General features: G+C 68.1%; 9 protein-coding genes. 4 read left to right on the top strand and 5 right to left on the bottom strand.

The window, feature by feature from the left end; translation table 11 throughout:
• Positions 1–35: 35 nt before the first annotated feature.
• On the bottom strand, positions 36–494 hold the full coding sequence (locus C1H84_RS05475) for a metallopeptidase family protein (RefSeq protein ID WP_047118458.1): 459 nt from the start codon (positions 492–494) through the stop codon (positions 36–38).
• 67 nt (positions 495–561) lie between these two features.
• On the opposite strand from C1H84_RS05475, the gene C1H84_RS05470 reads away from it, so the two are divergent.
• On the top strand, positions 562–945 hold the full coding sequence (locus C1H84_RS05470; protein WP_053797515.1) for a DUF3499 domain-containing protein: 384 nt from the start codon (positions 562–564) through the stop codon (positions 943–945).
• 277 nt (positions 946–1,222) lie between these two features.
• Entirely contained in the window at positions 1,223–2,644 is a 1,422-nt protein-coding gene (locus C1H84_RS05465) for a TIGR01906 family membrane protein (RefSeq protein WP_113606778.1), read from the top strand.
• Positions 2,645–2,729: 85 nt separating this feature from the next.
• Here the strand turns inward: C1H84_RS05465 and C1H84_RS05460 are convergent, their stop codons facing one another.
• Both C1H84_RS05460 and C1H84_RS05455 read right to left on the bottom strand, forming a co-directional pair.
• The gene (locus C1H84_RS05460) at positions 2,730–4,571 is read right to left on the bottom strand and encodes an AMP-dependent synthetase/ligase (protein WP_113606777.1); all 1,842 of its coding nucleotides are present in this window, start codon (positions 4,569–4,571) and stop codon (positions 2,730–2,732) included.
• A gap of 90 nt (positions 4,572–4,661) precedes the next feature.
• The gene (locus tag C1H84_RS05455; RefSeq protein ID WP_113606776.1) at positions 4,662–6,272 is read right to left on the bottom strand and encodes a dolichyl-phosphate-mannose--protein mannosyltransferase; all 1,611 of its coding nucleotides are present in this window, start codon (positions 6,270–6,272) and stop codon (positions 4,662–4,664) included.
• A 67-nt stretch (positions 6,273–6,339) separates the two neighbouring features.
• Here C1H84_RS05455 and rsmI point away from each other — a divergent pair, with 67 nt between their 5' ends.
• Positions 6,340–7,200, top strand: a complete 861-nt coding sequence (gene rsmI, locus C1H84_RS05450; protein ID WP_244910814.1) for a 16S rRNA (cytidine(1402)-2'-O)-methyltransferase — start codon at positions 6,340–6,342, stop codon at positions 7,198–7,200.
• Positions 7,201–7,336: 136 nt separating this feature from the next.
• Positions 7,337–8,821, top strand: coding sequence for an NAD-dependent succinate-semialdehyde dehydrogenase (locus C1H84_RS05445; RefSeq protein WP_047118463.1), 1,485 nt, complete (start codon positions 7,337–7,339; stop codon positions 8,819–8,821).
• 67 nt (positions 8,822–8,888) lie between these two features.
• Here the strand turns inward: C1H84_RS05445 and C1H84_RS05440 are convergent, their stop codons facing one another.
• Positions 8,889–11,327, bottom strand: a complete 2,439-nt coding sequence (locus C1H84_RS05440; RefSeq protein WP_181728043.1) for a transglutaminase TgpA family protein — start codon at positions 11,325–11,327, stop codon at positions 8,889–8,891.
• A complete protein-coding gene (locus tag C1H84_RS05435; RefSeq protein ID WP_113606773.1) occupies positions 11,324–12,649 on the bottom strand; it encodes a DUF58 domain-containing protein in 1,326 nt (441 codons plus the stop codon). Before C1H84_RS05435 ends, C1H84_RS05440 begins: the two co-directional genes overlap by 4 nt.
• Positions 12,650–12,654: the final 5 nt, after the last annotated feature.

Here is a 12,654-nt window from a genome sequence, read left to right as displayed (position 1 = left end):
AGTTCCGCGCCGGCGCGCGCCAAGGCTTGGGTGCGTCAGAAATCCGGGTCTTCGGGGAAGTAGTCGGGATCGACTTCGCTCACCGGGATCATCCATAGCTCGGATACCTCGTGCACCACGCACTGGTGCACCAGATCCACCAATTCCACCGGGCTTGCGGCCAACTGCTCCAGCGGCAGCCGGAAAATCGTGATCTGGGCGCGGTCATGCGCGGTCGCCGTGCGAGAGCAGGACAGCGGCACCCGTTCGCCGGCGCCTTCGGCTTGGGAGAGCAGGGTATCGGAGGGCACCGGCTCAATGAGGAAATCGATTTTCAGCATCCGCGATTCCCAGCGTTCGGCCAGGCGCTGGGCGCTGGCCATGACCGCGTCGTCGAAGCGCTCGGGACGGTTGCGGTACGCCGGCAGGTGCATGGGAACCAACGGCCCGCGCCGGCCCCTGCCATGCCGGTTGCGGCGTGGCCCGCTGGGTTCATCCGGCAGTTTGGCGTTCATGCCTCCAGACTACCCCCGGGAACCCAATTGCCGGTCAACCGTCGCCGACGCGAGTAGACTGGAGGGCGTGGATGGTCTTCGTATTTGCTCTCGCCCAGCCTGCCGTGAAACGGCCCGCGCAACCCTCACCTACGTTTATGCGGATTCGACCGCGGTGTTGGGGCCGCTGGCGACCTATCCGGAACCCCACTGCTACGACCTGTGCGCGAGGCATGCCAACCGGTTGACAGTGCCCAGCGGGTGGAGCCTGATCCGCGGCACCATCCCGGATGTCATCGAGCCCGAGGACGAATTGAACGCGCTGGTCGAAGCCGTCCGTGAACCCCGGCCAAGGGATCGCGCCCCGCGCCATGCAGCCATCGCCGAGCCGGATGCCGCCGAATCGCGCGGCCCGCGCTTCGATGCCCGCGTGCGGCTGGCCATGCTGCCGGATGCCCCGGACAACCAGTAGCGCCGCACCACGCACCACGCCACGCGCCGCCCCGTAGCGGGCGCCCGCCGCTGCCAACGGACCCCGTGCGGGGAACCGGGCGGCGGCTTTCGCGTTTCCACGGCACGATAGGCGTCCTCGCGGAACTGCGCATGTGGTGCACCCGGTGGCCAAATCAGGTGTGGCTATGCGCTGGATGCGAGTTTCTGCTGGATATGCTAAAGGCGCGAGGCCTGTCACCACGCCCGCACGCCACCCCAAACATCACTTGATCGCGCAAATTGCAGGAGGACTCCTCATGGCTGAGGCTGCGAAGGACCCCGTAGGGGCCCCGGATCCCGGAACCACGCAGATGCCCAAGGCCTCGCTGAGCCAGAAGGCCGAAGAGCTGGCCGCTCGCCTGGAAGAGCACAAGAACAAGGCCCAGGCGGACGCGGCGGCCAAGGCCGCGGCCGAACGCCGGGCCGCTGCCAAGGCCGTGATCAAGGGCGACGCTCCCGCTGCCAAGCCGGAAGCCGCCAAGCCTGAACCGGCCAAGCCAGCCGAGCAGCCGGCGCAGAAGCCTGCTCCGGCGAAACCTGCAGCTGCGGCCAAGCCAGCGGAATCCAAACCCGCTGCCGCCAAGCCGGCCGCAGCGGCGGCGCCAGCAAAGCCCGCGGCCAAGACCACCGTGCAGCCAGCGGTGAAGGCCGCGCCGGCCGCCGCAGCTGCTCCGGCGGCCTCCGCGAAGGCGGAAACCCCGGTGGAGGACGTCATCCGGGCGATCAAGCTGCCCCACGAAATCGCGGCGGAAAAGGCTGCGAAAGCGCAGGCCGCCCCAGCCCCCGCCACGGCGGCGGACGCCGTGGTCCCGCCGGTGTCCGTGGCACCCCAGAACGAATCCAACGCCTCCACCGCTGCTGCCGTGGCCCAGGCCCGCTCCCGCGTTTTCGGCAGCTCGGGCCCCGAAGAGGAGCCCTCGGAAGCCGCCATGAAGCGTCGCGTGGCCCGTGAGCGCGCCTTGAACTCCAAGCCCGCAATGGCCCGCCTGGCGCAGATCCTGGTTGCGGTGATCTTCCCGATCCTGACCTTGATCGCCGCCATCCGCCTGGTGGCGACCCCCGGATTCCTGGCCTTGTCCTACGGGCGCCCTGGATTCCCCGACGACATCTACGGGTTCAGCGCCGCCGAACGGCTGACCTACGGCAGCTACGGGGTCGACTACCTGAACAACTTCGCCGGCCCGGAGTTCCTCTCGGGGCTGGTGCTGCCCACCGGCTCGGCCATGTTCACCGCCGGGGAAGTCCAGCACATGGTGGACGTGAAGAACCTGATCGGATTCGCCTACGTGCTGGGCGCCTGCCTGGCCGTGCTGATGGTCATCGGCATCTGGTACCTGGCCAAGCGCTACGCCGGCGGCGTGCGCCGCGCGCTGTTCTCCGGAGCCATCGCCACCCTGGTGCTGATCGCTGCGCTTCTCGCCATGGCGTTCATGGGATGGCAGTCATTCTTCAGCGACTTCCACGCGCTGTTCTTCTCCGAGGGAACCTGGACCTTCAAGCTCAGCGACACCCTGATCCGCCTGTACCCGGAGCAGTTCTGGATCGATTCGGCCGCGGCCGTCGCCGGACTGATCCTGCTGACGGTGGTCATTGTGCTGATCTCCTGCTGGCCCACCGGACGCCGCCGCGAAGCGGCGCGCCTGCGCCAGGAAGCCCGCGCCTTCGGACTGGGCAACTAGGCCGCACGCAGGCTGCAAAGCACGGAGGCTGGCCCACCACGCATCGTGGTGGGCCAGCCTCACTGCTTTTGCGGGACAGCGATTCCTAGCGCTGGTAGAGCTCATCGGCGTGCTGCGCGAAATCGCGCAGCACGTCCTGGCGCTTGAGCTTCAACGTGCTGGTCAGGTGCCCCGATTCCTCGGTGAACTCCACCGGAAGCACCACGAACTTGCGGATGGACTCGGCCTTGGAGACGGTGGAGTTCGCGAGGTCGAGGTAGCTTTGCACTTCCTGGATCACCTGCGGGTTGGCCGCGGCCTCGGCCAGCGACATGGAACCGAGCCCCTTGGCCTTGGCCCACAGCACCAGCTCCTCCGGATCCAGGGACACCATGGCGGCGATGAACGGGCGGTTCTCGCCGACCAGCACGCACTGCGCCACGATGCGCCCGGCGCGGACCATTTCCTCCAGCGGGCCGGGGGAGACGTTTTTGCCGCCCGCGGTGACGATTAGTTCCTTCTTGCGGCCGGTGACCTTCAGGTAGCCGGCCTCGTCCAGCACGCCGGTGTCGCCGGTCTTGAAATAGCCGTCGGCGTCGAAGGCCTCGGCGGTGGCTGCGGGGTTCTGGTGGTAGCCGGCGAAGACGCCGATGCCCTTGATCAGAATTTCCCCGTCCTCGGCGATCCGGACGCTGGTGCCCGGGATCGGGCGGCCCACGGTGCCGACCCGGGTGCGGGTGGCCTGGTTGACGGTGGCCGGGGCGGTGGTCTCGGTCAGGCCGTAACCTTCGACCAGCTGGATGCCTGCCCCGCGGAAGAAGTGCGCCAGTTCCTCATTCAACGCGCTGGCCCCGGAGATCGCGTAGCCGCACTCGCCCCCGAAGACCGCGCGCAGCTTCGGGTAGAGGACCTTGCTGAACAGCGCATAGCGGGCGCGCAGCCCCAGCGGCATGCGGGCCTTCTGCCCGCGGGCCTTGGCATCGCGGATCCGGGAGACCTCGATGGCGGTCTGCTCGGCTTTCAGGAACAACTCGCCCTTGCCGCTCGCCTCGGCCGTGGACAGCGCGGTGGTGCGGATCTTCTCGAACACGCGCGGGACTGCCAGCAGGAAGCCCGGCTTGATCGCTGCCATGTCCTGGGCCAGGGTGGCGGTGGAATTCGAATGCGCGATGACGGTCCCGCCGTGGATGCAGGTCTGCTGGACGGCGCGGGCCAGCACATGGGCCAGCGGCAGGAACATCAGCGTGCGGCGGCGCTCGCCCAGGATGTCTTCCATGTGCGCCGCCAGGTTGTGCGCCACCAGCGCGAAGTTCGCGTGGGTCATGTTGCAGCCCTTGGGGCGTCCGGTGGTGCCGGAGGTATAGACCATCGTCGCGGTATCTGACAGCTTCATCGACGCGCGGCGCTGCTCGATGAGCTGCTCATCGACCTCGTGCTGGTCGACCAGCAGCTTGTGCAGCCCCACCGAGGGGATCAGCTCCTTGTTCGACCCGTCGGAGCCTTCGAACATGTGGGTGATGACCGGTTCGCCCAGCTGGGCTGCGGCCTGGCGCACATGCGAGCGCAGCTCGTGGTCCTCTGCGAACACCACACGCGCCCCGGAATCACGCAGGATCCATTCAATCTGGAAGGGGCTGGAGGTTTCGTAGATCGGCACGCAGACGCCGCCGGCGAACCAGATGGCTTCCTCTGCCAGCGCCCACTCGTAGCGGGTGCGCGAGATGATGGCGACCTTCCCGCCGGGCTGCAGGCCGTCGGAGACCAGTTTCATGGCCAGGCGCTTGACGTCGGCCAGGAATTCGGCGGCGGTCACTTCATGCCAGGTGCCCGAGCGCTGGACCATGAACAGGGCCTGCCCGCCGGAGGCCGCGACGCGGTCCAGGAGCAGGTTGGTGGCGTTCACTTCGGGCGCCAGATCCGTCAGCTGCTCGACGTGCACTTCTTGCATGGAAGATGATTCCTTTGACATCGTTGGTGACGCGTTCCATAGGAAAACCGCGCCATTAGGTGGTGCGTGGGGCGCGGCGGCAGCGGGGGACTATCCCCAGTTGGGGATCCAGCGCAGCGCACGCCAGTACTCATCATCGATCAGCTCGCCGCTCCAGATCGGCCAGAACAGGGCGGAAACCAGCAGCAGAACTGCCAGGAACACGGAGACCGCGGCAACCCGGGGGCGTGTAGCCGCGCCCCGGCGAGGATCGCTGGAAATGAACTTCCCTATCATATACGTCAGCGCGAGGACCATGGCCGGAACCATCGGCAGGGTGTAGAAGAAATACATGGTGCGCTCGGGGTACATCAGCCAGGGCAGGAAGCCGGCGGCGCCGGCCGAGAGGATGGCCCCGGCCCGCCAGTCGCGGGCGCCGATCCACCATAGGATCAGCAGCAGCATGCTCAGCGAGCAGGCCCACCACATCACCGGGTTCGGCAGGTCGGTGATGACTTCGGTGCAGCGCGAGACGTCGCACCCGTTGACGCCCTGGTCGTAGCCTTCGAAATAGAACATCACCGGGCGTCCGGCGAAGGGCCAGGTCCATGGGGAGGACTGCCAGCCGTGAGGGGATCCCAGGCCCGTGTGGAAGGTGTAGCCGGCCTGGTGGTATTCCCACAGCGAGCGCAGCGGCGCCGGCAGCCAGCTGATTCCCTCGCCCGGATGCTCCTCGGCCCAGTGCCGGTAGCGCCCGCCGTTGGTGGCGAACCAGCCGGCCCAGGTGGACAGGTAGGTCAGCAGGACCACCGGCATCATGGTCGCGAAGGCGTAGATGCCGTCGCGCGCCAGCGCGGAGCTGAACCACTTGTGGATGCCGGCGGTGCGCCGTGCGGAGAAGTCCCACAGCACGGCCATCACGCAGAACACCGCGACGAAGGAGAGCGCCGACCATTTCACGCCGACCGCGCAGCCGAGCATCACCGCGGCGGCCAGCCGCCACGGCCGCCACCAGAGCATGGGGCCGCGGGTCAGCAGGAAGTCGTCGGGCCGGTTGCCGGCGGGCACCGCGAGTTTTTTCGCCAGCGACAGCCTGCCGTGGGCGCGGTCCTTGAGCAGCGCGTAGAACGCGGCGCTGATGAAGAACATCAGGAAGATGTCCAACAGCGCGGTGCGCGACATGACAATCGAGTGCCCGTCGACTGCCATGAGCAGCCCGGCGATGCCTGCCAGGTAGTGCGAGCCGAACAGCTGCCGGGCGCTGAGCGTGACCAGCAGGACCGCCAGGGTGCCGAACAGCGCGGCGGAGAAGCGCCAGCCCATGCCGTTGAAGTCCCCGAAGAGCAGCATGCCCAGGCCGATCAGCCATTTGCCCAGCGGCGGGTGCACCACGAAGGATGGCTCGTTGGTCAGCCGCGGATCGCCGGCGATGAACTGCTCGTTGATGTCTTCTTCCCACTCGCGCTCGTAGCCGCTTTGCAGCATCGAGTACGCGTCCTTGACGTAGTAGGTCTCGTCGAAGATAAGCATGTGGGGGTGCGAGAGGTTGATGAAGCGCAGCAGCCCTGCGATGAGCGTGACCGCCAGCGGAATGATCCACATCAGCGGCCCCCGGGGAGCCGTCGCGGTCAGCAACCGCAGTTTCAGGCTCTCCAAGGTGAAGGCTTGGCGCGCTGATCGCACGTGACCGGTGTCCGGGGTTTGCAAGGCAGTGGGGCTCATCAAGAGTCATGCTACCGGCGCGCTTGGGAGAATGTGCGCTTTTCCTACTTCGCGTAGGCTAAAGAATGTGCAGAACTCAGAGAATGAGGGCGTCATCGTCCTGGGAGCCACCCCCATTGGCAATTTGTCCGACGCGTCACCGCGCCTGAAGGAAATCATGGTGAGCGCAGATATCATCGCTGCGGAAGACACCAGGAACTTCCACCACCTGGCCAACGCGCTGGGGCTGAAGATCAACGCCCGGGTCATGAGCTTGCATGAGCACAACGAGGCCCACAAGCTCTCCGAGGTGCTGGAGCTGGCCAAAACCGGATCCACCATCCTGGTGGTCTCGGACGCCGGCATGCCCGCTGTCTCGGATCCCGGCTACCCGTTGGTGGCCGCCGCCCTGGACGAGGGAATCCGCGTCACCGCGGTGCCCGGCCCGTCAGCGGTGCTCACCGCGCTGGCCTTGTCGGGCTTGCCGACCGGCCGCTTCACCTTCGAGGGCTTCTTGCCGCGCAAGGCCGGCGAACGCCGCAAGCGCCTGGACGCGCTGCTGCACGAGGAACGCACCATGGTGTTCTTCGAAGCCCCGCATCGCGTCGCGGATTTCCTGGAAGCGGCGATCGAGGCCTTCGGCGGCGACCGGCAGGCGGCCGTGGCCCGCGAGCTGACCAAGAAGTTCGAGGAAGTCCGCCGCGACAGCCTGAGTGAACTGCACCGTTGGGCGTTGGAAGGGCTTCGCGGTGAAATCGTGGTGGTGGTGTCGGGGGCTCCTGAACCGGAAGCGGCCTCCATGGAGGACCTGCTGCCCAAGGTCGCGGAACTGGTCGACGGCGGGACCCGGATGAAGCAGGCAGTCGCGGACGTGGCGGAGCAGCACGGCGTGAAAAAACGAGACCTTTACGAGGCAGTCTTGGCTGAACGTAAGGAAAGTGAAATATAGGCGTCTTGGCGTAGGCTGAATGCACAATGAATCTGCGCTTTCGTAGTGCAACGGGCGATTTACAGCGCCAGCGTGCCGAGAATAGCGTTGGGATCAACGAAGATTAGCTTCATTTAGAGTTTCAGGAGATGTGCGTATGTCGATTACTGCTCAGCGCGAAGCCGAGTTGCTCGCCAAGGTGCCAACCGGCCTTTTGATCAACGGCGAATGGCGCGATGCCTCGGATGGCGGCACCTTTGACGTGCTCGACCCGGCCACCGGACAGAAGCTGCTGACCTTGGCCAGCGCCACCAGCGAAGACGCCATGGCCGCCCTTGACGCCGCCGATGCAGTACAGGCCGAATGGGCCCTGACCGCTCCACGCGAACGCGCCGAGATCCTGCGCCGCGCCTTCGACCTGGTCACCGAGCGCAAGGACGACTTCGCGCTGCTGATGAGCCTGGAAATGGGCAAGCCGCTGGCCGAGGCCTACGGCGAGGTCACCTACGGCGCCGAGTTCCTGCGCTGGTTCTCCGAAGAGACCGTGCGCCACTACGGCCGCTACATCACCACCCCTGAGGGCAAGAACAAGGTCCTGGTCCAGCACAAGCCTGTCGGCCCGTGCCTGCTGATCACCCCATGGAACTTCCCGCTGGCCATGGCCACCCGCAAGGTCGGCCCGGCAGTTGCCGCAGGCTGCACCATGGTGCTCAAGCCAGCCAAGCTGACCCCGCTGACCAGCCAGCTGTTCGCCGCCACCATGATGGAAGCCGGCCTGCCGGCAGGCGTGCTGAACGTGGTCTCCGGCGCTTCGGCCTCGAAGATCTCCGGCCCGCTGATGCAGGACGACCGCCTGCGCAAGGTGTCCTTCACCGGCTCCACCCCGGTGGGCAAGCAGCTGATGAAGGACGCCGCGGACAAGGTGCTGCGCACCTCGATGGAACTGGGCGGCAACGCGCCGTTCATCGTCTTCGAGGACGCCGACCTGGACGCTGCAGTCGAGGGCGCCATGGCCGCCAAGATGCGCAACATGGGCGAGGCCTGCACCGCTGCCAACCGCTTCCTGGTGCACCAGGACGTGGCCGAGGAATTCACCGCCAAGTTCGCCGCCGCCATGAAGGCGCTGAAGCCGGGGCGCGGCACCGAGGCCGACTCCACCGTCGGCCCGCTGGTCGAGGAAAAGGCCCGCGACGAGGTCCACGCACTGGTTGAGGCAGCCGTTTCCAACGGCGCCACCGCCATCGTCGGCGGCGCGCCGGTCGAGGGCCCGGGCTACTTCTACCAGCCGACCGTGCTGGCCAACGTAGCCAACGATGCCGAGATCCTGGGCCAGGAAATCTTCGGCCCGGTGGCACCGGTGACCACCTTCACCTCCGAGGAGCACGCCATCAAGCTGGCCAACGCTTCGGAGTACGGCCTGGCGTCCTACATCTACTCCAAGGACTTCAACCGCCTGTTCCGCGTGGCAGAGCAGATCGAGTTCGGCCTGGTCGGCTTCAACGCCGGCGTCATCTCCAACGCCGCGGCGCCGTTCGGCGGCGTGAAGCAGTCGGGCCTCGGCCGCGAAGGCGGCGCCGAGGGCCTGGCCGAGTACACCACCGTGCAGTACATCGGCATCGCTGATCCGTACGCGGCCAAGTAGGCGGCACCGGTAGAACGCCGACGGGCGGTCCCCTTGCGGGGCCGCCCGTCGGCTGCTTTAAACCGTCCTAGCTCGCCGTGCTCCGGGCGGCCCGGGAATCGTCAAGCCGCCGCAGCCTCGCCGTCCGCAGGGACGCGGGGAAGAGCGCTGCGGCCAGCCGGGCGCGCAGCGGCAGGGACAGGTGCAACTGCGCGCGCACCGACTGCAGGTCGGAAACCAGCTGCTTCGCGGCACCGGGTTCCGGATGCCGGGAGGCGTAGAAGCTGGCCTGGATGGCAGTTTCCAGCCGCCGCAGTTCGGCATCGAGCCCGATGAAATCGTCCCCGAGCCTGCGGGTGTAGTCGCTGACCGATTCCTGCTCCCCGGCCCGCCGTCCGGCATCGGCGCCGATGGCCTGCAACTCCACCCACAGCGCCTCGGCCGCGGGTTCGCCGCCGGCGGCGATCAGCATCTGGCGCTGCCTGGCCAGGTGCCGGCGCCGCAGCGGGGCCAGCGAGAGCGCCCCGCCGACCACGACGGCCAGCAGCGCCAGCGCCCACCAGCCGTTAGCGGGTTCTCCCGGAGCCGCCTGCGGCGCGGCGGCCGGGGCGCTGGCCTCGGGCGATTCCGCGGGGCGCTGGGTGGCGCGGTCCGTGGGGACCTCCTCGTCGACGAATTCCGCAGGCCCGGCGGTGCTGGTTTCCTGCGGGGCGTAGCTCGGCGGCTGGCCCTGGCCAGGGGTCGGCTCGAAGGGCACCCAGCCCAGCCCCTGGAGGTAGAGCTCGGGCCAGGAATGCGACTGCTGGCCGGTGACCGAATACCCGGTCAGCTTGGTGCCCGGCTCCAGCCTCGACTCCAGCTCGCTTTCGGCGGTGTCCTTGCCGACCTGAACGGTCTTGCCGTTGGCCTTGCCCGGCGCGTAGCCCACCGCGATCCGCGAGGGGATCCCCGCCTCCCTGGCCATCAGGGCCATGGCGGAGGCGAAGTGCACGCAGTATCCCTGCCGGCGTTCAAGGAAGGCTTCGACCACACGCTTGTTCGCGCCGTCGTAGCCTTCGCGCAGCGGGGTGCGCTCCGAGTACACGAACTTGCGCGAGCGCAGGAAATCCTGGATCGCCACGGCCTTCTCGAAGTCGCTGCCGGTCGAGTCGGCATCCGTGTAGGCCTCGTCCAGGGCGCCGTCCAGGGAGGTGCGCAGCGTATTTTCCGGGTCCTCGGGCAGCTGGCGGTAGACCTCGCCGGGCTCGTCCTGCGGCACCCCGCCGAAGAAGCCCAGATTGCGGGCCATCTGCGGGCTGAGGTCCAATTCCGAGTACGCCACCGAAACATCCCCGGTCGCCGCTACCGCATCGCCGCTGAGCCGGGCCACCGAGGATTCGGGGACCCAGTTCCAGTTGCCGACGATGCCCTCCACGAAGTAGCTGCGGTTCGGCAGCGGCAGCACCGGGGAGGAGATGCCGTTGGCCCATTCAAGCCTTGCCACCTGTTCGTTGGCGTTGAAGGTGGTGAAGTCCTCCTGCATGGCGGTGTTGCCGAAGTAGGTGTCCTTGGGCAGCGCCTCGTTGGGTTCCCAGCGGGCCTGCGACAGGTCCTCGATGACCGAGGTGCGCAGGTACGGGGCCTTGTCCGAGCTGGTGTAGTAGCTGAGCACGGTGCTGCCGTTGTTGGCGCGCAGGTCCCGGCCCAGGGTCAGCAGCGGATCGACGTTGCTGGCCAACAGGTCTCCGGAGGGGCGGATGCCTTCCGGGAACATGCCCTTGCGAAAGCCCGGCATCCAGAATCCGGCAGCCAGCATCGCCGCAATGCAGACCAGCGCGGTGGCCCCGAGGAATCCGAGCTGCCGCGGGGCAGGGAATTTCGGATGGGCCGGCGGCTGGCCGCCGCGGAACAGGTAGGGCAGCAGGGCCGTGTAGCCCAGCACCGCCGCGAGCAGCAGCGCCAGGTTCCAGATGCCGGCGCCTTCCTGCTTGAACAGCGAGGCGACCACCGGGGCGAAGCACAACGGGGCGATCACCAGCAGCGCGACCTTGCGGAAGCTTGCCAGCAGCTCGATGAGCAGGCTGATCGCCACCGCGCAGACCAGGATGGCGAAGGCCACGTAGCGCGAGTAGGCCACCGGCGGCACCTGGGTGGACAGCTGCAAGGCCGCCTCGGAGAGCACCGCGTTGAACCACTGGAATCCGGTGAGCGTGTACCCGGTGGACAGCATGGCTTCGTGCTGGACCAGGGCGACCAGCGCCACCAGCATGGCGACCGGGTAGGCGACCCAGCGCAGCCCGGTGATTCCGCGCAGCACCCCTGCGCTGAGGTGGATGGCCAGCACCGGCAGCACCAGCGCCGGGAACCACGCCCGGCCTTCCACCACGCCGGTCAGCGAGGCGAATCCGGCGAGCACCGCCACGGCCAGGCAGAGCGCTGCCGCGGTGCGGGCCAGCAGGTTGTGGGTCATCGGCGCGGCGGGCGCCGGCCGCCGGGATTCGGGGTCCGGGGCCGGGAGGGCGGGGGAGTCGTGCAGGGTTGCGCTCATGAGACACCTCGCGCGTCGTCCAGGGAACCGTTGCCGTGCAGCAGGTGGATGTTCCATCCGGTGCGGGCCATCAGCTGCTGGACCTGCGCGTAGCGTTCGGGATGGGCGGCCAGCAGGAACAGCTCCACGTGGCGCACCGTGCGGGACAGGGCCGCCAAAGCGGCGGCCTGGTCGAGGCTCACCTGGCCGAGAATCATGATCACCGGTTCTTCGCGCATCGAGAGCAGCTCGCGGTGCAGATTCGCTCCGATCAGGTCCTGGGCCTGGTGCTGCCCCGGTGCGGCGGGCAGCGGACCGAGTTCGGCGCTGGCCAGGTGGAAGTCCTCGAAGCTCGAGCGGGCGGCATGCTCGGAAAGCCGCAGGGATTCCCCGCCCACCAGCGGGCTGCCGTCCAGGTCCCGGAACAACAGCTGGTAGCCGCTGTCCGCGTAGCGCTGGCCGATGCTGCAGGCCAGCGACAGCGCGTTCTCGAAGCGGCGGCTGCTGGACAGTTCCGGGCCCAGACCCTGCGGGATGCCGATCCGCAGGTCAGCGCCGCCGGATTGCCAATGCTCCGCGGTGCGGTCAAGCACCATCAGCGCCTGGGCGGTGGCCACGTGGTTCTCCTGGCGCACCATGAGTTTCCCGTGGCGCGCGGTGGCCTTCCAGTGCACCTGACGGATCGAATCTCCCTGCTGGTAGTCGCGCGTGGCCACGTCGTAGTAGTCGGCGGTGGTGCTGCGGGAGAACCGGGCGTCGCCGGTGAGCATGCGTTCACCCAGCGAGGCGAAACGCGCCAGCGGGTGGATCTGGGCGCGCACCGGCACCGGCTGCGGCTGCCCGATGGACACCATGCCGCGGATCAATCCCAGCGGATCGGAGATCACCTGCCGGGCCGGGCCCAGCAGGTGGACGCCGCGCGAGCGGAACACCAGCTCGTAGTCGACCGCGCCGGGGCCCTCCAGCTCGGGTCCGGGGCCGAATTCTTCGGGCAGGGTTTCGCGGATGCGCACCTCGTCGGGGCATTCGAGGGTGACCAGCGCGGGCTCCGCCACGGTGGCCGCGGGGGAGTGCAGCCTGCGGCGCAGGCTGGTGGTGCGCCGGGCGCGCAGGACGAGCAGCCAGCTGGCAATTGCCAGCGCGGCCAGCCCGACGCCCAGGGCCATGAGCTCGTGGCGCCCCAGGACATAGGCCAGGGCGATCAGCCCCGCCCCGGCCCCCAGGGTGTACCAGCCGCGCGGGGTGAACAGGTCCAGATGCCACCGGCGCAGGGCTTCGGGGCCCGGCTCGGAGCGCGTCCAGGACAGGGCGTTACGCGAGTCGAAGCGCTGGGGCTTGTCCATGGGCT

This window comes from Glutamicibacter soli, assembly GCF_003309065.1.
GTDB classification, from domain to species: domain Bacteria; phylum Actinomycetota; class Actinomycetes; order Actinomycetales; family Micrococcaceae; genus Glutamicibacter; species Glutamicibacter soli.
This window is presented reverse-complemented; position numbering and strand designations above follow the sequence as displayed.

Excerpts from the sequence above, each read along its gene's own strand:
- C1H84_RS05455 (WP_113606776.1), bottom strand. The coding sequence starts at position 6,272 with ATGAGCCCCACTGCCTTGCAAACCCCGGACACCGGTCACGTGCGATCA.
- C1H84_RS05460 (WP_113606777.1), bottom strand. The coding sequence starts at position 4,571 with ATGCAAGAAGTGCACGTCGAGCAGCTGACGGATCTGGCGCCCGAAGTG.
- C1H84_RS05435 (WP_113606773.1), bottom strand. The coding sequence starts at position 12,649 with ATGGACAAGCCCCAGCGCTTCGACTCGCGTAACGCCCTGTCCTGGACG.
- C1H84_RS05440 (WP_181728043.1), bottom strand. The coding sequence starts at position 11,327 with ATGAGCGCAACCCTGCACGACTCCCCCGCCCTCCCGGCCCCGGACCCC.
- C1H84_RS05475 (WP_047118458.1), bottom strand. The coding sequence starts at position 494 with ATGAACGCCAAACTGCCGGATGAACCCAGCGGGCCACGCCGCAACCGG.
- C1H84_RS05465 (WP_113606778.1), top strand. The coding sequence starts at position 1,223 with ATGGCTGAGGCTGCGAAGGACCCCGTAGGGGCCCCGGATCCCGGAACC.
- C1H84_RS05445 (WP_047118463.1), top strand. The coding sequence starts at position 7,337 with ATGTCGATTACTGCTCAGCGCGAAGCCGAGTTGCTCGCCAAGGTGCCA.